This window comes from Psychromonas sp. SA13A (assembly GCF_011378715.1).
Taxonomy (GTDB): Bacteria; Pseudomonadota; Gammaproteobacteria; order Enterobacterales; family Psychromonadaceae; genus Psychromonas.
In genome coordinates, this window is record NZ_WTKU01000002.1 from 303,151 (window position 1) to 328,809 (window position 25,659).

Below are 25,659 nucleotides of genomic sequence, written 5' to 3' on the forward strand. Positions count from 1 at the left end.
TTATTTTTTATCTTTCTTATTAATCTCTTTCTTAACAACTTCTTTCTTGCCAATAAAAGCACTGGGCAGAACCTCAACACCCACTAAACGGCCTAATTTTATGATCATAGGAATAGTAATAGGGGCAAAAGGCAAAACTGCAAACACTCCTAAGCCTATTCCTTTTAATACATTGACCATTTGATCATTGGCCATTTTCATCTCTGCTTTGCTAGCTTGGCCTTGTGTATAATTTTTATAGGTGGTTAACATCAAAATCGTTTCTTGTTTTTCCTGTGCTAGAGCAATTTTTAGCTTAATCATTGCACGCCTAGTTTTTAATCTAAGCGAGAGTTTTTCGATACGCAAAACGCGTAATGGCACTTTGTGAAAATAACGTAAGGTTTTCATTATTGACTCATTATTTTTTAGGTAATAATAATAGTAATTTTGAAGCTAACGTTAGTAATAATAAACATACACCACCCGCAACAATACCGACTAGCCCAGTTAATATGGTTGGGGCAATATATTCAAAGAGATAGCTAAGAGCAAAAAAGTAATGTTCAATATGATGCACAAACTCCGCTATGAAATAGATGTTATGGACGATTATTCCACCGCCGACTAAAAACATCGCGATGGTGCCTACAATGACTAGAAATTTCATTAATAATGGGGCAAAAGCTAATAGAAAATTACCTAGCATCGTTTTTAACGTGTTTTCATTTTCAGTATTTGCACCTTTAAGCAAATATAGGCCTAAGTCATCAAGTTTGACGATCGCAGCCACTAAACCATAAACAAAAACAGTTAAACCAATGGCTAAAGCAATCAGCACCAATACGCGAGTTAATATGTCTGCACCGGCAATAGTACCTAATGCGATTACTACGATTTCGGCTGATAAAATAAAGTCCGTGCGAATCGCGCCTTTAATTTTATCTTGTTCTAAAGCCACGAGGTCGATATTTTTATCCGCATTTGCTTTGATACGTTGTTGTTTAACTTGCTGATTGATGTCTTGTTTTTCATGAAGAGTAAACAAAGAATGCGCTACTTTTTCAAAACCTTCAAAACATAAATATAATCCACCAATGACGAGTAAAAAAGTAATGGCTGAAGGGAAAAAAGCACTGAGCAATAATGCAATTGGTACAATAATAGCTTTATTTAATAGAGAACCTTTAGCAACCGCCCAAACTACGGGTAACTCTCTATCGGCTTTTACGCCTGAAACCTGTTGTGCGTTTAAAGCAAGATCATCGCCCAAAACGCCTGCTGTTTTTTTAGCCGCGACTTTACTCATTAATGCAACATCGTCTAGTACTGCAACAATATCGTCTAGTAACGCTAATAAACTTAATCCAGCCATCGTTATCCTTTTTTATGTAAAGCAATAAATACAAAATTTTTTTTGAGTAGGGCCAGCTAGACAATTATTTAAGCCGACCCGTCACTATATAACAGTAACACTCAAAGGCTCAGTGTTATCTTTATGATTTTTAGAAGTTAATTGAATGAAAAAGGCATAAATCAATACCTATGGTCAAGTAGACATCGAAATTAAACTTTGGTTTACATTGATGTTTTGTCTCTTCTCTTTAAAGCGAAAAGGTCGTTGTAATGCCAATATTTTAATCATAAGTTGCGTACAACTGTCGTTTTAAACCTTAGATTGTATTGGCTATTGTTTTTAATTTTAGTTTTCGGAATGATATTACTTAAGGTAAATAACGTGATAAAAGTTGATGGTTTAATTGTATTAAATAATCTTTACCAAACGGGCCATTTTCAAGATCTCGTGACAGAAATTCAGGTAAATCTTTATCATACTCATCACTGAAAAATGCAATACCACAAGCAATAGAAGCAACACTATCAGTATCTCCTCCCAACATGATTGCTCTATCTAATACTTCTGAAAGGGAGCCCGATTGAGATAAAACGGTTAATACAGCATCAATAGTATCAATGGCATCACATTCCGTTCGATCGACTTTATCTTCAATAAAGAACTCATTGGTCTGTAAACAGACATACTCAAATAAACCCTGTTTACTACCTAGTTTGTTAACGAAATAATAAACAGCTAACGCCACGGCTTGAGAGGCTATTATCCCTTCGTGAGTGTTGTGTGTAACAGTCGCTTGAATGCGCGCTTTTTCCAGCATCTCGGTTTTATCTTTTATTAAACCCAATGGTACCGAACGCATGGCAGAACCATTACGCACACTATCAGCATAGATAGTGTCAATAAATTCATCGGCAGTCTTTGTCTTTAATAAAAAGTGATAGAAGTTATCTGAGTATGTTTGCCTAGGGTCTCGTTTAAATACTTTTAAAAAATACTCTGCAACTAACAGTTCGCTCCACGTGTTTTGTACGTTAAGCATTAGCTCACAAATGGCGAGCGTCATTTGAGTGTCATCGGTATAAGAACCTGCTGGCCGTTTATCTAACCAGGGCTGATGATATTGTGTAAGACAATGTTTTTCTTCAATATAATCTGTTTCAGTAAATTCAAATCCGGCACCATAAGCATCGGCCATTGCAATAACTAATAACATCTTTTCCTTCCTTGGCCTCTCATCGTATATCCCTTGTATTCAAAAACCAGTATTGTTGGAAGACTATATGATTAGCCGTAAAACAGGAATTTACGGTTAATCATTTTCAAAAAAATTGTTTAACAAACAAAATATTCGGGGACTATAGGCAAAATTGTGGTGCATCAATAATAAAACTTATAAGTGATACACTTATATCATGAATAATAACAACAGCATAAGAGTTAGTCGCGACTTGTTAGCTACATCAAATTTCAAATAAATTACCATTTTATTTGAATAAAATTTTCCTATTTAATTTTGGTAAATAATGTCTGTAATAGCATTTTTCATCACTATTATCAGCATTACCTCGATCAACAGTACCTTCATTAAGAATACTTCATCAGCTTACCTTGATCAAAAATACCCTTTAACATCATTGGTTGGCTCATTTCATTATGGCCTAATCTATTAGTTTATTTTGTGTAGCACTTGGTGGCATATAAATTAAAAGTTAATGAATATTCAGGCATTTTATAAAGTATTAGAGCATACCTCTTAAGAGAAGGAAAAAATTAATATCAATTTTACTCAGTAAATAGCATATATCTATATCAATGATATTAAAGACACTTTAACTCATGTATATTAATTGTCATATTTTCATGAAATTGGTTAAGGCATTTTTATTTTACAAATCTAGGCTCGGTTACTTAGGTTTTCATTATTATTTATTCTTTATTCTTTATTATTTATTATTAGTAAAAGGATCCGCTGTGTTTGCAGATATTAATGTAAAGGTCATTATTGGATTATTTTGTTTATCTATAGTTGCAATTTTATCCCACCGATTAGGCATTGTTGATACCAAGTATCCTCTATTAATTAAAAGCAACGATTCTGTAAAACTACTGTTGAAAAGTGCGCATGTCGATTCACATTTTATAGATAATGCGGGAGTATCTTTACAGTGTAAGTTAACCAATCAAGATGGATATGAGTTTTGTGGTGTAGGGATACCATTGACCGATGGCATAAGAAATAATGGTCTAGATTTGAGTGTATACAACCGAATGTCAGTTTCAATAAAATATACCGCACCCGTTGATAATGCCAAATTAAAAATTTCATTTAGAAATTTTAACGACAAGTACTCCAATTTAAAAGACTCGGTGTCATTAAAATTTAATAGTATTTCATATAATCCCAATAGGCATAAACTTCCTGTCGACATTCCTTTCGACGCTCTTCAAGTTGATAATTGGTGGGTTGAACAATACAAAATTGGCTTCACCAATAGCCAAGTTGAATTAACCAATGTTTCTTATTTAGAGATATTAACTGACAGTATGAATGTTATTGGTGATTATAATATTGAAATCCAACGTATCGATTTATATGGAAAATTAATCTCAGAAGCGAACTTACTCAAATTAATTTTATTAATCTGGTTAATCACGATCATCTTTTTGGTCACGCTACAACGTAATATTTTACAACGAATATCGATTACCGATTCATTAACTGGGTTATATAATCGTCAAGGTATCAGTGCCTGGACCAATAAAAAAATATTCATGGGGATGGCTAGACAATGTTTTCATATGTTCTATTTGGATCTAGATGATTTTAAAAAAGTCAATGATACCTATGGCCACCAAGTAGGGGATCAGTTATTAATTAGTTTTTCACATTATGTACAAAATTATTTAGATTCAATCGAAGGTATTCAATTTACCTTTGCAAGATTATCAGGTGATGAATTTGCATTAGTGGTTATAGGTTTAAAAGATCATCAAATAAAAACTTTTGCTAAAAATTTACTTGGGGTTTGGGATGCTCCAATTGCGCTCGAAGAACATGAAACTTACGCCCGTGCTAGTTTGGGTATTGCTAAATTAAGTGCAGATGTAAAAACATTTGACGGTTTATTAGCAAGGGCCGATTCAGCAATGTATTACGCAAAAAAAGAAGGTAAGAATTGTTTCAAAGTCTTTAACGAAACAGTTTCACAAGATATATTTTTCCGTAAACAAACTGCTGAAAAAATTAAAAATGCCATTATCCACGACCAATTTCATTTAAATTTTATGCCTATATTGGATGCTAAAAGCTTAAAAGTAGTCAGTGTCGAAGTATTAATTCGGGCTAATACGCATGAATTATTAGGGATTGGCCCCGATGTTTTTATCCCTATAGCAGAAGAATATAACCTAATTAAAAGCATCGATTTATGGGTTATTGAGACAACGTTTAAAAAAATAACAAAAGAATCCACGTTTTTACAATCACATCCTTTAGTATTTTGTATCAATATCTCATCTGTAGAGTTACATAATCCAATTTTTGTACAACAACTTACTGAGCTAATGTCGTTATACCAAATAGATCCAACAACAATTGAACTTGAAATAACTGAAACTTGTTTGGTTGAAGCGGATCTAATGAGTGTCTCAACACTAGAGGAGATACACAATCTAGGTATTCATCTCACATTGGACGATTTTGGAACAGGGTATACGGCATTTTCACAATTGATTAACTACCCTGTAAGTTGTTTAAAAATAGATAAAACGTTTATTGATAACCTAAATTCAGCGGATAAAACAACATCAACTATGATCAAAGCGATTCTTTCAATTGCAGAGTCATATCAATTAAAGACAGTCGGAGAGGGGATTGAAACCTATCAACAATACGCTTTCCTATTAGAGCAGGGCTGCGATATGCTTCAGGGATATTTATTCAGTAAGCCTCTGCTTTGGAAGGATTTAAGGGATATTTTAAGCGATTCTAATCAACAACCGTTTATCCCTAAAAAAATAGAGTGGCAGAATAGTAAATAATAAATAGTAAAATGCATTTCTTATGTAACTAATTAAGCTAACTAGAATAGTACTCTAAACAAAATAAGCCTTTTAAGATCAAGTTTTTGTTAATGTCATGTTTAATTCTGTTTAAATTACAATAAAGTAACCAAGTTATTATGCGAATCTAGAAATAGCGCCATAGCAATATAAAGTAACATGTTTTTTTATCATAACAAGTATTGAGCGTGGTCGTTATATTGACTACAATTGCGCAGTTTTATTTTTTCTTATCAAAGGTCTTATATAATGAACGACACTAAATCTTTACCCGCTTTACCAGATCGCCTATCAGTTGATCCTCGCAGTCCACATCATGTAGCTGAAATTTTTGAACATGAAATCGGTATCAAACTTAATGGTAAACAACGTTTCGATGTTGAAGAATACTGCATTAGCGAAGGATGGGTAAAAGTACCTGCACATAAAGCATTAGACCGTCGTGGACACCCACTAATGAAAACAGTAAAAGGCACAGTTGAAGCTTTTTATGGTTAAAATGCTGAAATTAAAAGTGTAGCTAAATGTTTAGCTAAATGATTTTTTGTTAGCCTACTATTAATCAATGAATAGGCGGCTTTCGATAAAAATCGTTTGGGCGTTTAAACTTCAAATTACCTTTTTGTAATACTTACTGTGCAAAAAGGTAATCTTCATCTGTAGTTAAATCTTTTCTGTATGTTTTTTAGAAAGACCAAAAATTGAATATAAGTTTATTTTTATGTTTAAGTTACATCTTTCTACACAACAGCACAGCGTTCATATCTGTATAATTCTTTTGTTCACTGATTAATAAAGCTACTTACCTACAAGCTATACCACTATAAGCAAGTAAGATAAGCATAGAAGCAATAGTGTTTTTACTAATTACTAATTACTAATTATTGATTCTCTTAACCGCTTTTTTAGATACTTTCAGTTACTCTCTTAAATGCTCTGGTAAATAAACATCTAAATAGAAATTTATGAAATCACTCTCTTTATCTCAAGCTAAAAAACTATCATTACTTTCTCAAGGTTTACTTTCAAAAGTTTCAAAGACGGGTAATAAGCTAGATAAAACATTAGCTGTGTTTAATAAGCTTGGTTATGTGCAAATAGATACAATTTCAGTGGTGCAACGCGCACATCACCACACGCTTTTTAGCCGCAATTCTCATTACAACATCGATCATTTAGATCAACTGGTGGCAAATAAAGAAGTATTTGAATACTGGTCGCATGCAGCAGCCTATTTACCCATGCAAAATTATCGATTTACTTTGCTACGAAAAGCAGCCCTAAAACGAGGTGAACAAAAACACTGGTTCACCAAAGATAAAAAAATGATGAGTCATGTCCTTACGCGAATAGAGAGCGAAGGACCATTGATGGCGAAAGACTTTGCATCGCAAAATATTAAAAGTAATGGCTGGGGAGCAAAGCCAACAAAACAAGCGTTAGAAATGTTATTTATGCAGGGGGATTTAATGATCACCGAGCGTAAAAATTTTCATAAGGTGTACGATTTAACATCGCGAGTGCTCCCTAATACAATAAATACTTCAATCCCAACCAATGAAGAACATGGGCAGTTTTTAGTCTTAAATTATCTAAAAGCACATGGATTTGGCACATTAAGTGAAATAACTTACTTACTAAAAAATAGTAAAGCACAAATAACCCAAGCACTTAATGAGTTAGTAGAGTCGAAGGCAATAGAGCGTATACTTATTAATAAAACACCTTTTTTTACATGTGATAGTGCTTTAAATTTACTCAATGATAGGCTCAATAAAAAGCAGGCTAAGATTATTTCTCCGTTCGATAATCTACTCATACAACGAAAAAGAGCCCGTACTATTTTTGAATTTGATTATTTATTAGAGTGCTATGTACCAGAGGCTAAACGTCAATTTGGTTATTTTTGTTTGCCTATTATATGGGATGGAAATTTAGTTGCTCGCGCCGATTGTAAAGTAGATAAAACAGAAAATGTACTCAACGTTAACCATTTACATTTAGAACCTAAATTAAAAAACCAAGAAGCCTTTTTTGAAGCACTTGATATAGAACTAATCAGTTTTGCTAAATTTAATGGATGCCAGAGGTATGTCATCAACAAAGTATCGAATACACCATAAATGAGACTCAAAGGTTAATTGCCGTAGCTTTTTTAAAACAGTATCAACCAAAGAAATCGAATCTGTGTACAGAATTTAATGGCTATTTATTAATTTTATGATGAAATTACGAACTGGTTAAGGTAATCAAATCTTGTGTCGAATCTCCAACTGGTGAAAGCATCAGAAATGAGTATTAATTAAAATATAAATTAACAAATCAAGAAGCTTGTGAATGGGTACTCTTATTGTCTCGAGAGTGTTAAAAAGCGCAACCTTTAAAAGAGGGACGAAGGCGGTGATTAATATTAAATATAATTATAAAAATAATTTAACTGCTAACGAGCAAACCTTTTAATGTGGCTACGGTGAATTCATTACTGGTGTAACATTAGTTGGTGAAATAGTTGTTATTTACTAATAACTAAAAACTAAAAGTTCAATTTCATAACACGCCTAAAGGCTACTCAATATTATATATTGGAGCAATGCATAAATGATTAATACTATCGATTACCATCATATTTTTTCTGAAATTGCATCTGAATTCAAAGAGGTTGATGACCTTGGTGCGATCGCAAACTATATACCTGAATTAGGTAAGGTCGATCCAACTAAGTTGGGAGTTCACCTTACTACTGTTGATAACCAACACTATGCATTTGGTGATGCTGACGAACCATTTTCAATTCAAAGTGTGGCAAAAGTATTATCACTGACATTAGCCTTGAAAATTATGGGCGGAGATCTTTGGAATCGAGTGGGTGTTGAACCGTCGGGTTCACCTTTTAATTCTTTGGTGCAGCTAGAATATGAAAAGGGCATCCCGCGAAATCCATTCATCAATGCTGGCGCGATTGTTATTTGTGATATTTTGGTTACTTGTTTGGATGACCCAAAGAATGACTTACTTGCGTTTATTCGAAAAATATCAGGTATTGATAGTATTAACTATTCTTCAAAAGTAGCAGAGTCAGAGAAAAAATGCGGTTATCGTAATTATGCACTAGTCAATTTAATGAAAGATTTCGGTAATATTCATAACGACGTAGATATTGTTTTAGACCTCTATTTCTACCTTTGCTCAATCGAAATGACCTGTAAAGAATTGACTAACGCTTTTATGTTCCTTGCTTCTGGTGGTATGAATCCTATTATAAATGAAAGGGTTATTAGCCTTACGAGAACAAAACGGATAAATTCAGTGATGTTGACGTGCGGATTTTATGACGAAGCTGGTGAGTTCGCTTTTAGAGTCGGTTTACCTGGTAAAAGTGGTGTCGGTGGTGGCATTGTAGCCATACACCCTGGTAAATTTTGTATTGCAGTATGGAGCCCAAAGTTAAATGCCAAAGGTAATTCTTATAAAGGAATGAAAGTGCTTGAAGCACTCACTACCAAAACAAAATGCTCTATATTTTAATTTGGGTTAGTAATGAAGACTGCTATTTTAAAACAATTGCTAACAATAATAAAAATTCTGTAAATATTAGCCGTTATATGAAATTTAAATTGCACGTTCAGGCGTTCAGAAAACTTAATTAAAAGAAAGTTAATGTGATACTGGATCTCACGGTGGAGAAATTTAACCAAACAGTGAATGAAAATAGAATAACTGATTGAATCTAAAATAAATATAAATTATGGTCAGTTGTTATTTGAATCTATGAATCATATGCTCAGCTTGCACAAAACACCACAAAAATAGACACCACCAACGTTGACGAAACCATTATCACAAAGTGTATAAGACCATACATCATAAGCTTTTTTTCTGTGACATTTTGAATAGTTTGATGACGAGTTATTATGGCGAGCCTGTTTGAATTTTACTCACAATCTACCTTATTGTATTTATACTCAATAGGGAAAGTCTGACCTTCTACAGCTTCCTTTATGCTTTTATCAATACGTAAAATATTGTTTTCAAAATCATCGACTAAACGATACCGCATTTCAGTAATTGAGTTTTCACCTAAAATGTATATTTCCTCTTGGCTAGTTTCTCCCCCATCTGCAATAGTAAGTGTGGAGATCGCGTTTACAGTATCTCCTCCAAGACTATTCAGTACTCCTTCAACAACACCTTCATATCCAACGCTGTATTCTGCTGATTGAGAATAACCTGATTTTATACCGGTTACTTTTGTGCCGTAAATATCTAATTTCAATTCACGAGTTTCAGTAACACCTTCTTCACTTCCCTTGTATCGGTAACAAGAGATATTACCAAAATCAAATGCTTCGTTAGGAATCTCATTTACTATAGAAAATATAAAAAGTTCACCTGTTTTTTTTACCTGAACACCGTAACGAGAGGTTTCAGCTGTTGAGATTAAATTAGCTACGGTCAGATCGTCGGTTTCTTTATAAAACCGACCTCCTGAGCCAAAACAAACTCGTGCTTCTGTTGTGTCACACGCTTCGATACTTGAATAATTTCTAATCTCTTCTGGAAGAGCGATATCATCCCAGTTGTTAACAAGCCCCTGTACTGAAGTTTCTGTTGTGGTCTCTACTACAACTTCCGCTTTTTTCGGATTAGAAGTGAAATAGTTGTAACCAAAAAGTCCGGCTAGAACGAATAAAACAATAATAAAAATATTTTTCATAATGGATGAATTACAACAGCTTGAACCAAAAGTGATTGAATTATGAATGTTTTATTCTAAAGTGCAACTTGGTAGATATTTATAACGAGTTATTATGGGTAGTCTGTTTAAATTTATATCGGATCTTGTGGGTAATAATTCTTTAATGTCGCCATTATTTTATTGTATAACTCAACACTGTTTTGCACCACTTGGCGTAAATTCTTTATGATAGATGGATTTACTGTAAATAATGTGAGGTGTTCATATTTAGCTAATACATAAATAGGGCTTTTTTGAGTTCACAAACTACAGCGATTTTTTGTTCTGGATAGCGTTGTTGAGATCCATTGTCCACTCATGTAATGCTTGAGGTTTATGTTTAATGCTTGAGGTTTATGTTTAATGATGGAGTAATTATATATCTCAGTATGATTGTGATGTTCGCATATATAATGCTTTTTATTAGCGCAATCTATTCCGATTAAAACAGCAATATTATCAATATTATCAATATTATACTCTTTCATTTTGAAGCTCCTCCATGTAAAGTAAATGTTGAAATGTGCTTAAGGCTCGTTTCTCGCAGGTATTATAGATAGTCGTTGTAGGCATCCCTGATTATCCGTATTGAAGCTAGTTGCTCTGTTGGTTCTCGATCGTCTTGTTGTTAAAAACATTATAAATGTTTGGCCTTCAATATTCGTAACCAACAGAGGCATATTCCGCTTAATGCAGCGATATTTTAAAAGGAGTTTAAATTGATTCGATGTACACTTGCGACTATTTTATTTAGTTTGTTATTAATTTCTTGTGGTAGTGATGATAAACAAGATGACTCTGTTGTAAATGAGTTGTTGGGAACATGGAAGACTGGATGCCTCGATGATAGTGATGAGTACACTATCACTACATTGGAAGTTAAAGAGAAAACAATTAATTCACAATTTACTTCATATTCGACTAGCTCATGTGAGAATGTACTTACTTCCACGCCTTTAGAGTCAACATATACCTTAGGTGAGGAAGCTACCACCATATTAGGAAATGAAATCAGGAATATCGATATCATGCTACAAAATGGTGACGTAGTTATAGACATTTTTAAGATTGAGCAAGGTTACTTATATTTTGGTGAAGCTCGTGACGATATTTTAAGAGCAGATACCATTGATTTTACGTCTTGGTTCGAAAAACAATATTAAACGATACAACTAGTTAATGTGAAAGTAGATCATTAGTCATTTAATAATATCCGACAGCAATAAGGTTGATGAAGTGTATTAATAATTTTTTCATTCAAAAAAATTAAGTAACTGCAGTAAGTGAATGTTTAGAATATATTACAATTCAAAAGTAAAACTTAATGCTAAGAGTTTAATATTAAGATTTATCTGGTTGAGGAAAATATTCAAAAACGTTACTCGGATACAGATGATTAATTAGGTTTGGGCAAGCGAGGTTTATTCTGGTCAGGGTGTAATACAATTTGTATTACACCCTTTGGACTTTACTTTTAAATCGTTAATTTAAGCACTCTACTTATCACTAGAAACGATATTCAACACCGATACTAGCCTGCTTAAAGTCTGTTTCTGTATCGGAACCGTTAGATACATTATCCAAATTAATTTCTGCATCATACCAAGTGTACTCGGCATTAATTAAAAAACGCTCTGTTACTTTAAACGCTACACCGGCACCAGCAAACACACCTTCATCATCTTTATTGCCAGAAAATCCGACCACGTCATAATCTGTGGAATACCATAACTGACCACCTTTAGCATACAACTCTACTCGATCAGCAATAGGTAATATCAACTTTAATCCTGCGGTATAACCATCTGTTTCAGCGCTAGATAAATTGTTGCCGTAACTACCAAAATCAATATAGCTACCTTCTAGAGCTAAGTAGTTGTTGAAGCGATAACCGATTATGCCTTGGAGAACATCATTGTCGTCGTCAAAGTCATCTTCGCCATCTACTTTTAGGTAACCATAATTACCGCCGACATAAACGCCATTTTCTGCAACGTCTTTCTTGAAGTCATCAGCGTGAGAAAAAGTACTAACAGAGGCTAACGAAATAAGTCCAGCTAAAGTAAGAATCGTATTTTTCATAAGGTACTCCTAGTTAATTACGTGAATTCATTTAACTAGTTACAAAATGGATGCCAACCTTATAAAAGTAACAAAGAGCTGTTTATCTGATTTTTAGATTTAATTTAATATCAATGGGTTAGGTTTATTTTTTTGTGAGTAAATGTTGGAAAACAATATATATGCATTACTTTTTTTATCCGCTAAATAAGACTGTGATAACGTAAAACTGCAATTTTTTCTGATTAAATTGTAATATTTTCAAAGGGTAAGCGGGGGCAGAGTAAACTTAATTTTATTACCTTATGCTTTAAAAGGGCATCCACATTTTCTTTGGATGCATACTTTACCCGTTAGTTTTCTATTTGGCCTTTAAATGCGTCGTTGCCGATTACCATGCCTTTATTGGGAGAACTAATCAAAAATATCGAGTTGACTAATACGTTAATGCACGGGCTACGTTGGCAAATTTCTATTTGTAAGTAGTATTGGTCATTTATTAAAAAATAATTTGTGAGTCGTTTGATATTACAGAGTTACCCAAATTTATTATAAAAAAACATAAATTAGAGATGTAATAATCCCTTGCCAATGATATATCGTGTTTATTCGTATAAGAATATTTAGGCTTATATTAAAGTGATTATTTCTAAAGACCCCCTCCTTTTGTGTGAAAAATATACAATTTTGGGTGTATCTAAAATGTAAAATTACTCTATAGTTTTTATCTGAGTACATTATTTAGTATTTTTACTAAGATAATTTAAAAAAACTACAGATATTTTTTAATTACGAGACTAAATTATTTAGTTATGAATGTTCTCACTAGTCTACCGTATTTAAGTATATTTAATTGTAAATAGCGTAAGAAAAATAACAGAATTTCATTTAGATTCTACAGAATCGATAAAGGTAGCAAAACTTATATATCAGGATCCAGACTAAAAAAGGACTCTTGCAATGACAAACAGTAAAACCGTAAGCAGTAAATTAACCTACTCTGGATCACCTCGTCATTTGCTAGTATTTTTGGATGGCACTTGGAATGATGAAAACGGTAAAGCTAATGATGGGGTGACTACAACCATTTACAAACTTTTTCGCGCTCTGGAAGGGGACCTTACAGAAACCAATATTCCGCATACTATAAAGCATGAGAAACATATTGCCTTATATTTTCGTGGTATCGGAAATGACGATGATAACAGTATGATTGGTTCATGGTTCTTTGGGGCTTTTGGAGGTAGTGAAAAAAGAATTCGAGATCACGCCTTTGTAAGTATTATTGAGCATTATCGGGCTGGTGATAAAATCAGTATTTTTGGCTTTAGTCGTGGTTCTGCAACCGCTCGGCTATTAGCTAGTAACTTGGAAAAAAAAGGTATTCCGGCATCGGTCAGAGTACATAGCAAAAACCAAAAAAATTCCTCAACGGGAGTTACTGAAGCAGTCTATAAAGAGTATTCTAATTTAAGTAAGAAAAAGGAAGATAAAGTACAAGTTCAATTTCTTGGTATTCTAGATACTGTTGGAGCATTTGGTATACCGATTGATTTTGGTTTTGGTTCTCAGAAAATCAACTTGTTCAAGGATCTAACAGTATCTCAAAATGTAAAGCAAGTAGTTCATTGTGTAAGTATTGACGAAAGTAGAGAACCTTTTATTCCTACACTGTGTAATAGGGCAACTAATGTTGATGAGCTATGGTTTGCAGGGGTACATGCTGATATTGGAGGAGGTTACCTACAATCTAACCTTAGTAGAATTCCCCTAAACTATATGGTTTCAAAATTAACTGAAGTCTTTACAGACGACCCCATTGAGTTCAACGAATTACGCTTAATGAAACTTATTGAATATGATTTAGATGATGAATTTCACCTTCATCATCATGGTGATGGTTTTATAAAAGCTAGAAGAGCTATAATTGTCCTGTCTAATGGTGAAGAATCAAAATTCCCCCCCAAAATTCATGTCTCCGTTTTAAAGATAATGGAATCCAAAAAATTATATTTAGCTACCCCTTTTGACAGTTTTACCACAATAGAAAGAATTCAATACTTTCCTAAATCAGTTAATGGGCTACTCGGTAAATATAAAATTATAGAAGAATAAATATTTTATAGTGAGGTAGGGAAGTCCGTATATCATCAGAAAATAAAATACTATAGAGCAAAACTAAAAAAACACCTACTTATATTCAGCTGGCCGCTTTTTCTACCAATTCAAGTTATGCACTTATAATCTGAATCCAAGTTAAATAAAAATAAAAATAAAAATTTATAAAGTTATTTAAGTTATGGAAATTTGACGGAACTTAATTCTACTTATATGTAACTATTAAAAACTGAAATAAACGGTAAATAATGCCTCTTTTAGTATTAAGTATAAACCTTTAGATCGAGGATATAACTCATGGAAAAATATTGCTCTGATTACACCTTACATGTGAAGTGTGTTTTATAATTACAATTCGGGCTGAAAATGAAAAATATTACAGCCTCGTTAGCTTTAATAGAAAAGAGGAGATTATCAATGAAATTTATTCGGTTGTTACTGCTGATTTATTTAGCTAGTTTATCTTTTTTTGCTTCGTCTGGTGATATAGAAATGCCAGCACCAGACAATCCGTTCCCTGTACCAGCACCACCGATGCCTGTACCAGACAATCCGATGCCTGTATCAGCACCAGACAAGTCTAAGAATGAGCTAATACCTTATCCTGATAATCCACATTCGGTTACATTTGATTTGGAAAAAAAGGCGAAAAAATTGAAGTAATATAAAAATGAAGCCGATTTTACAAACGGTGAAATGAATTAAATTAAGAAATTTGGTGGGCTAGAGCTTAATCGCGAAGTCCAATTTTGCAAAAAGGATTATTTACAATGTCTATTAAAGTATTTGGAATTGAGGTAGAGCGTAGAACTGACATATTGGCGCTAGCGGCTTTCATTATTTCTATAGGTAGCATTGTATCCCAAACAGTAAACCTTATAAAAGGGCCTGAAGTAATACTTGATATCCCAAAGCAAATATTATTTATGTCTGAAAAATATCCTGACGGTATAGAGTATCTAAGGTTATCTGCTAACTTAGTTTACTTGAATAAAGGCAGTCCGGGATATGACGATATAACAAAACATGAAGAAGCTTCTGTAAAAGTTGGTGACACAACTTTTACACTGGTTGCACAAGAATATATTTACTCTACCTATGAAAATGGGGAGTTTCGTGTGAAAAAGCTATCGGATGCTTATCCTGTCCAAGTTAAATCTGGTACTGTAGTTTCACACGAAACATACTTTGCGCCATGGCCGAGTGGAGCAAAGAATGAATCTCAGAATTACATTTCATTTGACACCTTTCTATCTTTGCTAAAGCCTCAGGAATATGTAGTTGTCACTATCAAATCCTCCACGTATGAAGGTGAAATGCTAGAAACAAAGTGTAAGATTAAAATTTCTCAGTTCCTACATCATTTGGAATCCAAAAAATGGTCTGCACCAGTTTGCTTAAAAGCTAACTAGGCCATCAAGTCATATTCGTAACCGTTGCTTACGTTTTGCTAGAGTATAATAGCCAACATCACTCACCACTTGTGGCTGTGATGGGCTGTAGAGTTTCTACCATAAGAACGTTTATCACTTTTTTCATTTATGAGTCATTGTACAAAAAACACCTAGATTGAGCTGATCGTCTGTGATCTAATAGTTATTATTCGTTTAGAGATAAACATGATGAGTAAATTCATTCCGATTGATTTTACACAGCAAATTATCCCCGGTACTTTTGAATACGCACTTTCTCATATCGTCGACAAACACCTTGATTTAAGTACTTTTGATAAATGGTACAGCAACGATAAAAATGGCGCGGCTGCTTATCCTCCTTCAGTCATGCTTAAAATAATCTTGTTTGGTTATTCACGAGGCTTGGTCAGCAGTCGTCGCATTGCAAATGCTTGTGAAACCAATATTACCTTTATGAGTTTATCGGGTGACGTACAACCTCATTACACTTCAATTGCCAGTTTTGTCGCTAAAATGAAAGACCAAATTGAACCACTTTTTACTCAAGTATTAATGATATGCGACCGTGAAGGTTTGATAGGCCGTAATATGTTTGCGATTGATGGATGTAAAATTCGTTCGAACGCTAGTAAAGAGTGGAGTGGCACATTTGATGAACTTGAGCGTAAACAAGCGAAGTTGCGCAGAGCAAGTCAGCGCATACTTGCCCGCCATCAAGCACAAGATAGTTTGAGTGAAGATGAAATTACCCATGATTTAAAACAACAGGCTAAACTTGATAAAAGCGCGGATAAAATTAAAGAATTTTTGGCGACCAATGAAGAGAAGTTAGGTAGTCAGAGAAAGCCTGTGAAAAGTAATATCACTGATCCAGACAGTGCCAAGATGACCACGAGTAAAGGTACGATTCAAGGCTACAATGGCATTGCGATTAACGATGATAAACATCAAATCATTTTACAAGCCCAAACATGGGGAAGTGTGGGAGAGCAACAAACCTTAAAACCCGCTATCGAAGACTTGAAAAAAACAACTGACTGAACTCGGTACACCTGAAGCCTTGTGTGAAGCCAAATTTACCGCAGACAGCGGTTTTCATAGTGAAGTCAATCTTGAGTTTATGGCTACAACGGGGCTTGATGCTTACATTGCAGACACTGCATTTAGAAGTCGTAATCCATTATTTAAAGAGAGCGAAACCTATCATACAGAGCAAGAAAAACGACGATTGAAACGCAGTAAAGGCCGAGCGAGATTGTTCAATAGCAAAGACTTTTACTTTGATAAAAAGAAAAATGAATGCCATTGTCCTGCGGGTAAAGAAATGTGGTTAAGTGTTAAAAACATTGAAACCGCCGGTCGGCAATACGTTCGTTTCTCTGGTTATTTGAAGGATTGCCGTGTTTGTCCATTGCAAAAGCAATGCATGCGAAAAGTGCCCACTAAACAAGGTCGGCAAGTTCAATTTGAAACAGGTAAAACAACGAAGCACATTTCTTATACCGATAGAATGCGAGTGAAAATAGACAGTAGCCCAGGCAGGCGTGAATATAGCAAACGACTCGGTGCTATTGAACCTGTATTTGGTAATATCACAGTGAATAAAGGCATGAATAAATTCACACTGCGCGGCCAAGAGAAAGTGAATACCCAGTGGCAGATGTACTGCCTTGTTCATAATATAGAGAAGTTAAGGAATAGTTTACATTAAGCCAAGGGCAAAGGCCTTTAGCCTCAATAATACAGCCTAATTAACCTCATAAACACTCTTACAACTCAATTTAATCAATCATTTATTGAAAAGTGAATAATCTATTTGAATCTCAAGTAAATGTGAATTAATGTAATTTTTATTTTAAATAATCAGGCTGAAAATGAGAAATTCTACAGCCTCGTTAGGTATCACATTAATAGGGCACTAGGGACTTTCATTATGACAAGCATTTGGCGTTTAAATATAAAAACCGCTGCAAAGAAAGGTATTGACCCTAGGCGATTTTGCTTAGACAAAAACATTCTTGGTATAGGCTGGCAAGTAAATCAGACTGGTACTGTTGAATGGGAAGATTACATAGCCGAGGCTCGTCCTAAATATAAAAATAGAGGTCGTAGTTTTTCAGTTGCAATCAATGCAATTAAAAACCGTATGGAAATTGGAGATCTTTGCTGGACTCGTGATCATGATGGGACATACTATTTGGGGAAAATAACTAGTGATTGGAGATATGAAAATACTCCAGAAAATTCTGATGCAGATGTAGTTAACATACGAAATTGCGAATGGCATAAGGTTGGAACTGTTGACGTAGTTCCAGGAAAGGTTGTAAACAGTTATATATCTGGCAGTACCGTTCAGAAAGTTAATGGAAAAAATATTCGTCGTTACTCTCAGTTTTTGGCAAACAAAAAAATGGAAGGAAAAGGCTATGAGCTAGAAAAGTCTACTGACAATTTCCTTAGCCTACTTTCTAGTGACGATTGTGAAGATCTTGTCGCTCTTTATATGCAAAAAATTCATGGTTATATGGCAATTCCTAGCTCTTGTAAGTCTGATACCGCTGCTTATGAATATGTAATGAAACATCCTGACACAGGTAAAAAGGCGGTTGCTCAGGTTAAGCATGGTAATATTAATTTGAACCGAAATAATTATAAAAATCTTGATACGGAGGTTTTTCTGCTTACTACAGGGGGTATTTATACAGGAGCAGAGTCACATAGTATTTGTTGCCTTGATCCCAATGTGATTTTACAGTTTGCTAAAGATAATTATAAATTGATGTCAGATAGGGTTCAAAATTGGATAAGATTTGATGCTGGCTTACATACCTAACAACAATTAAACAAGGACTAAAAACAGCGGGCTATCTCGCTCCGCTCGTATTTTAGCTCACAATTTTTAGTCTGTTAATATGGGCGTTATGAAGCAATTAATCACATTTGTGTATCCGCTAAGAAGAAAAAAATGAAAATAAAAAGACGTTCTCCATTACCCTCGTTACATAACATGTTTGTAGAGAGAGAAGAGTGTCCCTTAGACGGGAGTTTCAGTTACTCTTTTTTCCATGGCCAAACACCATATCGACACCTTGTTTTAAACTCTGAAATAGCATTAAAACTTGCTGCATATCATTTAATTGAGAAAGATTTAAATTCGGCTTACGCTAGCATTAAGTGCCTTATGGAATTGCAAGAAAAAGCATCAATAGACGATCTTAGAGGGATAGGTAATCATGAAAACACTCAATTTGTAATAGCTAAGTCTCTTCATCAAGCCGCTATAGTTACATATGGAAAATGCTTTGCTAGTTCTACTGGAGGCAAAGCTAAATCTTCAAAGAAAAAGTCTCGTGGTGTAAAACTTGATAAAAAGATAATTAGTGATTTTCCACTTGAACAAATCGAAATTCATAATTTTTTAATTGAAACTAGGAATGAATATGTTGCACATGGAGGGGCAACTAATTTAGAGCAGTCATTGTCTTTTGTACTGGTTTCGCCTCAGAATACTATTATTTCTGATGTACATTGCCTTGAAGCTCATTCTGGCGGTGTTGACTATGATCAATATAAAATAATTTTAGACTTAATTACAAGTGTCAAAAAAGTTTTAAGGGTCATGCAAAACAAAAAAAATGAATTGATAATCAAAAGTCACCTAACTCAGATGACAGCTGAAGAAATAAGTGCAGAATCAATATTTACATCAACATTATCCATTGGTTAGCTTCATAATCGGGTAGCCGGAGGTATCTAACCTCCAGCCCCTACACCACCCTGTATGCGGCTCCGGACAGGGCGGTTCAACTATGATGAATTAGTGAATATTAATCCACAAATCCTTTACTGATATCAAACCTTGTCTGGCTAAAAATGCATTACTGATCACTATATTTATCCCTTTGCTTTTCGAACTACATCCTGAAATTGATTACAGTAATAAAAACTTTAAGCTTCCACCATCTGTTAAAGGGATTTTCTTTTCATTACATTATGAATTTCCACCTTCCCAAATTAGGGGGATGGCGAAGAAGAGAATGGTGGAGAATTAATCAAAAATATCGAGTGGAATAATACGTCATTGAATATAGTTCTGAGTAATCAAAATATTAAATCATTTTTAACTGTGTAATCACCATATGAGTTGTATAACAATGTATTAAAAATACAATGAAAACAGTAGGTTGTGTTCCACATGTCTACATATTTTAACTCTCTATTTTTGTCAGATCAATACATCAGGAGGTTTAACAGAGCAGTCGATAAATCTTTTGAAAAATAGAAGGGTAGTTAGATTAATATTTTTATGAATGGAATATCGTTAAAATTAATATGCCCGTTATTTTAATAAAAACCCTTAATCAACTATAAAATTAATTCTGGCTAAGAGCTTAGTCTTGTTAGGAAAAGAAATTATTACTATGTGTAAAAATATTGGGGTGTAAATATGACTTTTATTATCCAGAAAATCTATTTATTTAGTTAGTTAAAAAATTTAATTTGTTTTTAAAATAGTAAAATTAATTAATCGCAAGCCAAGTGTAATGAATAAAAAAGATTCTAACAATTTCAAATTATACAGCCAGTTAACCGTTAATGTGAAAGTTAATCATTGGTTTTTTAAAAATATCCACATCAATAGGTTGATGAAGTTTATCAATTATTTTTTATTAAAAAATAATTAAATACACTGCAATAAGTTAATGTTGTAGAAGATATTAGAATTCAAACATTAATCCATATGGCATAGAGATTAGTATTAAGATTAATTTTCTAATAAAAAATATTCGAATAATATTAAAACTATAAAGCTAGTTAATGTGATAGTTGATCATTAGATTACTTAAAAGTACCCGCATCAATAAGGTGTGATGAAGTGTGTTAATAAATATTTTATCCATGAACAAACCGATTAAGAAACTGAAGTAAGTTTATGTCAAAAGTAAAACTTCATGACTTAGTTTAGTGTTCAGATTAATCTGGTATAGGTAAGCCAGGTTAAATTAAAGTATGCACGAATTTAGTATTTAGAATAATTCGAGTATGTTAGGGAAATATCACAACACCTATAAGGGATCTCATGCTTAATTTACATAGTCATAAGCTTGAAAAGCACAAAAAACATAAAGGATAACAGTATGTTATACATTTTATGTTAAATATAATTATGTTCAATAGTATGGAAATATAAACAAGATCAGATCTGGATCTATAATTCAATTATCAAAAAGTTAACATTGAAAGAAACTATATTTAAACCCTATTTAACATAATATACATTATGCGAAGTGTTGTTAATGTTTACGTTGGGTGGGTATTTCACTCTATTGTGCATTATTCAATATATTGATCTTATTTAATCTAACGTCTTTTAACTAATTTAGATCCAGTTGCGTTATATTTCACGGATTACTCCTTTCCTCATTTATTGATTTTTTATTTGTTCATTATTATTGCTGATTAATAATTGAAACTGTTCTTAATAGTTAAGTACGTTTTTTGTCTGGTAATGTAAATCTGACTTTGGTTTGTTTTATTGTTAACTCATAGTTTGAAAATTAACTAGGAACTTAGCTTATTACCTTACTATTTATATTTAAGGCTGTTAAAACTGCTTATTTTGTTATTCCTTAATTCATATACTTAATAATTACCTTATAAATACGCCAAATATTCTGTTTTACTCTCAATATTGCTTTATTTGATTATAAATTAGGCGCTCTGTGTTGAAATCTGAGAGATTATTAAGGTATTCGTCTATAAGTAGAAAACCTCAGAGCCTTTACTAAACATCTATTTCTTTTTCATTCGTTATGATCTCAAGTCTAACTGATTTTTATTGTCAGTTTTTCAATTATCAGATTAACTCTATTTTTTCTTTTCAATACCAACATGAAATATTAACGCATTATATTGATACTTATATTTATCGTATTTACTTCATACTTCATGAAGTAAAATTTAGATTTATACAGTTATGTTGGTTACTTGTTTTAAAACTATTATTACTTTTATTTTATTGAAAATATAATGGTTAACTTTTTTGTAAGTTAAATTTATTTAAGTAACTTAGATATTAGGATTTAATAACTATTCGTTGCAATCTGGCCGCATATAAATATTTAAAAGTTTATATAAATAACCGGTTAATAAACTTTTATTTTAAAAATTAAGTTTTCCACTAACTATATTTATTTTTAGTCATATGAAGTTTCGATTAAAATTTAAATTAAGATTCCTAATAAAAAATATACAGTTAATTATTTTTTTAAATTAATTTTGGTGTCACATCGTGCCCGTATCACTTCATTAAATATGGATTGTTAATTGTTAATGACATTTAAATTTTAAATAAAATTCAGTTAATTTATTTTTTGAATGCTAAACATAAGCTATAGAAGCTTGATTATCCTTATTTATCTTTTACCTTTGAAACATTACAAATAGACTAGTCAAATACAGATTATCATCTTGTTATTTTCTACGGCCATAGAGGATTTCTTTTATTGGTTATGAAACTCAAAACTTAAATTTACATGTATATTCCATGATATTTTAATAAATGAAGATTTTTTAGTTGTTCAATGCTAACAAAAATAAGCATTATCTCTTCACCTTTTTATTTATTAAAAAATTAATAACTACCCTATTAATTTCAATATATCACTTAAATTACAACTGCTTATTTAAAAATTTTAACGCTAGTATTTAATTTATCATCTTATTTTTAGGTTCAATTTTTTATAACTTAAAAATTACGGAGTCACAGTAAAGGCTAATAAATATGTTGTTGCAGCTCATCATTACCGGTTAAACACTTAAATTTTTATAAAAATAAATTAAAAAAGGCATTTAAAGTTATTAACCAAGTTTTTATTTAATGGATTAATGGTTAAGTTACCTATCGCTATTTACTAAATACATGATCTCTTTGAATGATTACTTACAATTTTATTTTTAGCCCTCCAGAAAGTCCAATCAACACAATCCCAACAGTATAATAATTAACATCCGCCCTTTTAAATCAATAATTTTCGAATAGGCTAAAGTTAATTGAAATATTTTTATTATGTATCTTGTAGTGCATCGATAGAAAATTTTATGTCTGAATTCCCTGTTATTGGTTCAAAGTGAATATATTCAGAATTAACTAGCAGATTAACTGACACATAATATACGTTGCTAATGTAGTAACAGGCTAATAAAAATACTTACACTTACTACTATAATTCTCACCTTTTTATCTTCTGATTAACGTTTTAAATACGCCAGCACACCTTCTTAAAAAATGAAGATTAAATCAAAATAGTTAGTGGTAATGTTTCTTTATATGTTGATTTTTTATAAAATTAAATCGCTTTCCTATATACAAAAGTACTCACTTATTACAGCTAATAAAGGGGGATTTTAGTATTTAAATCGCATTTCTATTAAAATTATTTTAAATTTTATTATATAAAAAATGTTGTAATAAATTTCTTTAAATGAAATTAATTGTCAATATAATCAACATCTTAATTTTAATATAAAGAGCATTATTCGTTTTAACCCTACTAGCTAACAACCAATCTTAGGGATATGTTTCCAGTGTGTTGTGTATTGTGGCGTTAATAACTCTCTGCGCATTGACCATTTTTCTTCAGTGCCTTGAGCTGCAAAAAATAAACTATTTGTACCATAGCGGTGATTAATTCCATCTAATATTTTCATCAATGACGCGTTATGTTTATAAGGGTTGAATAGATCAAATTGTTGGTGTTTTTGACTACTTAAATTCAGTAACCCAACGCCAATTTTGTAATATCGTACACCGGGTTCAAATAGCAGATGTATATTCTCACTGATTGCATGTAACAGTTGTGAAGTATCGTTGGTAGCCTGAGATAAGTGGATAATTACTTTATAACTCGCCGGTGATTTATCAAAGGGACTACTGGCCGCAAACGCTAATAATGTGCTGCATAGTGAATACTGTTCTCTTGCTTTCACACAAGCAATGGCAATATGTTTGGCTAATGCTTGGTTTAGGCTTTGAATATCCGTAATGCGTTGTCCAACACTGCGCGTTGAAAATATTTGTAGTTTATCCGCCCTTACACCATCCCATATTTTACAAGGTTGGCCGTTTAGCTCATTGATTGTGCGTTGTAATTCGACATTAAATAAACTTTTTGGTAGTAATTTAAGGTTAGCTTTACTCAGCTGTAATACTGTTTTGATTCCATTCTGCGCTAACTTTTGATTGGTTTTTTTACCGATCCCCCATACATCAAGTGGTGATAATTGTGCAAAAATATCCTGTTTAAATGCTTCGTTATTTAGCAAACAGACGCCATTAAATCCGGCCCACTTTTTGGCAACATGATTCGCAACTTTAGCTAAGGTTAAGGTTGCGCCTAATCCCACGCAAACCGGTAAGCGGGTTTCTTTCCAAACTGTACGGCGTATTTTTTGCGCCTGAATGGTTAAATCTGTAATGCTATCGCTGCAGTTGCTAAAGTCTAAGAATGATTCGTCAATCGAATAGATGTGTTGCTCTGGTGCAAAGCGCCCTATTACTTGCATCATTTTATGCGACAAGTCTGCGTACAGTTCATAGTTTGATGAACAGACGATGATGCCTGCTTTTTCACAAAGATAACGCACTTTAAAAAAAGGTTGGAATTTTTTAATGCCCAGTGCAAGAGCTTGTTTATTGGCGGCTACAATACAGCCATCATTATTAGACAATACAATGATCGGTTTCCCTCGCCACTCTGGCCGAAACACTTGTTCAGCGCTGCAATAGAATGAGTTGGCATCGACTAATGCAAACATTATAGGTTTGCCGCTAATAATTGACTGCTTCGATGGCAACGAATTGAACGTGTGACGACACCTTCGATTGTAAATTGATCGTCTTCATTAATAGGGATCGTTTTATAACGAGGGTTAGCAGATAGTAATAAACGCTCATTTATATTAATGATCTTACAAATAAACTCACCATTATAATTTGCGACAATCACATCGTTATTTTTAGCTGTTACGTGTCTATCTACAATAAGAATATCACCACTGTATATACCCACACCTTGCATTGAATGACCATCAGCTTTACCAATAAAAGTGGCATTTGGGTGATCGACAAGCAGTGCATCTAAGCTTAATGGTAATTGCAAGTAGTCACTTGCTGGGCTTTCAAAGCCTGTAATGCCTGCACTTGCTGTAATTAGAATGAAGTTCATAACGACTCTCACAATTTAACTGTATAAATAAACAGTTAAATTATAAGTGAGTTTATTATAAGTACAAGCAGAACTTAATGCATGGTGATTGTATTACTGTGGAATTGATGTGCGTTTAACCCTAGGTAGCCTTTAATAACTCAATCGTCTCCCTTTATTTTGGTCTAATTTAACCTGAGTAACTTTATATTACATTTTTTGTTATCATGCTTTTACACTGCCCCCATTCGGCAAAGCGTTAACTTATATTAAAGGTACAATGTGTTAAATAATACTTCAGATTTATTATCTATCAAGTTGAATAATTTTGTTCATCGTATTGATTCTAAATCGTTAATAGTAGAACTGGCTATTCAACATCGATGTACTATAAGGCGTATTCGTCGTTCTAAAAATTGGTCATTGATAGGGGTTGAAAAAGATCTTATTCAAATAAGTCTATATTTTCGTGAAAATAATAGTCGTTGGATTGCAGAAGCGATTGATAAAGCATTACCAAAACCAACTACAGATTTATCCCTATTATTGAAATCGAATCCAGGCATGACAGTTAATGAGTTAGTTGCTGCTTCTGGCTGCTCATTGGTTGAAGCGAGATCTGCAATTGATTCTGCTGAACAATTTATTTGATGTGGTTAGTTAATAATGAAACTTTTTTTTTCAAAAATACACCGTGATGCTGATAAAGCGTGGCTTTGTCTAATC

Annotated in this window: 20 protein-coding genes; 13 read left to right on the forward strand and 7 right to left on the reverse strand. The window is 33.0% G+C overall.

Annotation, left to right across the window (positions count from 1 at the left end; translation table 11 throughout):
• The 3 genes from GQR44_RS03955 to GQR44_RS03965 all read right to left on the reverse strand — a co-directional run bounded on the left by GQR44_RS03955 (position 1) and on the right by GQR44_RS03965 (position 2,549).
• Positions 1 to 390 carry a hypothetical protein gene (locus tag GQR44_RS03955; protein WP_166369469.1) on the reverse strand — a complete coding sequence of 130 codons (390 nt, stop codon included), beginning with the start codon at positions 388 to 390 and terminating at the stop codon, positions 1 to 3.
• A 10-nt stretch (positions 391 to 400) separates the two neighbouring features.
• A complete protein-coding gene (locus GQR44_RS03960; RefSeq protein WP_166369471.1) occupies positions 401 to 1,354 on the reverse strand; it encodes a DUF808 domain-containing protein in 954 nt (317 codons plus the stop codon).
• 349 nt (positions 1,355 to 1,703) lie between these two features.
• Positions 1,704 to 2,549, reverse strand: a complete 846-nt coding sequence (locus GQR44_RS03965) for an ADP-ribosylglycohydrolase family protein (RefSeq protein WP_166369473.1) — start codon at positions 2,547 to 2,549, stop codon at positions 1,704 to 1,706.
• Positions 2,550 to 3,307: 758 nt separating this feature from the next.
• Between GQR44_RS03965 and GQR44_RS03970 the strand changes: the two genes are divergently transcribed.
• The 4 genes from GQR44_RS03970 to GQR44_RS03985 all read left to right on the forward strand — a co-directional run bounded on the left by GQR44_RS03970 (position 3,308) and on the right by GQR44_RS03985 (position 8,923).
• A complete protein-coding gene (locus GQR44_RS03970) occupies positions 3,308 to 5,377 on the forward strand; it encodes a GGDEF and EAL domain-containing protein (protein WP_166369475.1) in 2,070 nt (689 codons plus the stop codon).
• Positions 5,378 to 5,647: 270 nt separating this feature from the next.
• Positions 5,648 to 5,896, forward strand: a complete 249-nt coding sequence (locus GQR44_RS03975; protein WP_166369477.1) for a DUF3297 family protein — start codon at positions 5,648 to 5,650, stop codon at positions 5,894 to 5,896.
• 467 nt (positions 5,897 to 6,363) lie between these two features.
• The gene (locus tag GQR44_RS03980; protein ID WP_166369479.1) at positions 6,364 to 7,521 is read left to right on the forward strand and encodes a crosslink repair DNA glycosylase YcaQ family protein; all 1,158 of its coding nucleotides are present in this window, start codon (positions 6,364 to 6,366) and stop codon (positions 7,519 to 7,521) included.
• Positions 7,522 to 7,996: 475 nt separating this feature from the next.
• Positions 7,997 to 8,923: a glutaminase gene (locus GQR44_RS03985; RefSeq protein ID WP_166369481.1), complete on the forward strand. Its 927-nt coding sequence runs from the start codon at positions 7,997 to 7,999 to the stop codon at positions 8,921 to 8,923.
• 406 nt (positions 8,924 to 9,329) lie between these two features.
• Here GQR44_RS03985 and GQR44_RS03990 read toward each other — a convergent pair whose 3' ends face one another.
• On the reverse strand, positions 9,330 to 10,112 hold the full coding sequence (locus tag GQR44_RS03990) for a hypothetical protein (protein WP_166369483.1): 783 nt from the start codon (positions 10,110 to 10,112) through the stop codon (positions 9,330 to 9,332).
• A 740-nt stretch (positions 10,113 to 10,852) separates the two neighbouring features.
• Here GQR44_RS03990 and GQR44_RS03995 point away from each other — a divergent pair.
• On the forward strand, positions 10,853 to 11,296 hold the full coding sequence (locus tag GQR44_RS03995) for a hypothetical protein (RefSeq protein ID WP_166369485.1): 444 nt from the start codon (positions 10,853 to 10,855) through the stop codon (positions 11,294 to 11,296).
• A 343-nt stretch (positions 11,297 to 11,639) separates the two neighbouring features.
• Here GQR44_RS03995 and GQR44_RS04000 read toward each other — a convergent pair whose 3' ends face one another.
• Positions 11,640 to 12,215, reverse strand: coding sequence for a porin family protein (locus GQR44_RS04000; RefSeq protein ID WP_166369487.1), 576 nt, complete (start codon positions 12,213 to 12,215; stop codon positions 11,640 to 11,642).
• Positions 12,216 to 13,154: 939 nt separating this feature from the next.
• Here GQR44_RS04000 and GQR44_RS04005 point away from each other — a divergent pair.
• The 7 genes from GQR44_RS04005 (at position 13,155) to GQR44_RS04030 (ending at position 19,454) form a co-directional block, all read left to right on the forward strand.
• Positions 13,155 to 14,309, forward strand: a complete 1,155-nt coding sequence (locus GQR44_RS04005; protein WP_166369489.1) for a DUF2235 domain-containing protein — start codon at positions 13,155 to 13,157, stop codon at positions 14,307 to 14,309.
• 369 nt (positions 14,310 to 14,678) lie between these two features.
• The gene (locus tag GQR44_RS04010) at positions 14,679 to 14,975 is read left to right on the forward strand and encodes a hypothetical protein (protein WP_166369491.1); all 297 of its coding nucleotides are present in this window, start codon (positions 14,679 to 14,681) and stop codon (positions 14,973 to 14,975) included.
• Positions 14,976 to 15,082: 107 nt separating this feature from the next.
• Entirely contained in the window at positions 15,083 to 15,724 is a 642-nt protein-coding gene (locus tag GQR44_RS04015; protein WP_166369493.1) for a hypothetical protein, read from the forward strand.
• 207 nt (positions 15,725 to 15,931) lie between these two features.
• Positions 15,932 to 16,768, forward strand: coding sequence for a transposase (locus GQR44_RS19725; protein ID WP_240923545.1), 837 nt, complete (start codon positions 15,932 to 15,934; stop codon positions 16,766 to 16,768).
• Between the two features lie 19 nt (positions 16,769 to 16,787).
• Complete coding sequence (locus GQR44_RS19730) at positions 16,788 to 17,438, forward strand: transposase (protein WP_240923546.1); 651 nt, start codon at positions 16,788 to 16,790, stop codon at positions 17,436 to 17,438.
• A 222-nt stretch (positions 17,439 to 17,660) separates the two neighbouring features.
• Entirely contained in the window at positions 17,661 to 18,560 is a 900-nt protein-coding gene (locus GQR44_RS04025) for a hypothetical protein (RefSeq protein WP_166369495.1), read from the forward strand.
• A 132-nt stretch (positions 18,561 to 18,692) separates the two neighbouring features.
• Positions 18,693 to 19,454, forward strand: coding sequence for a hypothetical protein (locus GQR44_RS04030; RefSeq protein ID WP_166369497.1), 762 nt, complete (start codon positions 18,693 to 18,695; stop codon positions 19,452 to 19,454).
• Positions 19,455 to 23,284: 3,830 nt separating this feature from the next.
• On the opposite strand, the gene GQR44_RS04035 is transcribed toward GQR44_RS04030, so the two are convergent.
• Complete coding sequence (locus GQR44_RS04035) at positions 23,285 to 24,544, reverse strand: Y-family DNA polymerase (RefSeq protein WP_166369499.1); 1,260 nt, start codon at positions 24,542 to 24,544, stop codon at positions 23,285 to 23,287.
• Positions 24,544 to 24,954: a translesion error-prone DNA polymerase V autoproteolytic subunit gene (gene umuD, locus GQR44_RS04040; protein WP_166369501.1), complete on the reverse strand. Its 411-nt coding sequence runs from the start codon at positions 24,952 to 24,954 to the stop codon at positions 24,544 to 24,546. The genes GQR44_RS04035 and umuD overlap by 1 nt, the downstream gene beginning before the upstream one ends.
• 261 nt (positions 24,955 to 25,215) lie before the next feature.
• Here umuD and GQR44_RS04045 point away from each other — a divergent pair, with 261 nt between their 5' ends.
• The gene (locus GQR44_RS04045; protein WP_166369503.1) at positions 25,216 to 25,584 is read left to right on the forward strand and encodes a ribosome recycling factor family protein; all 369 of its coding nucleotides are present in this window, start codon (positions 25,216 to 25,218) and stop codon (positions 25,582 to 25,584) included.
• Positions 25,585 to 25,659: the final 75 nt, after the last annotated feature.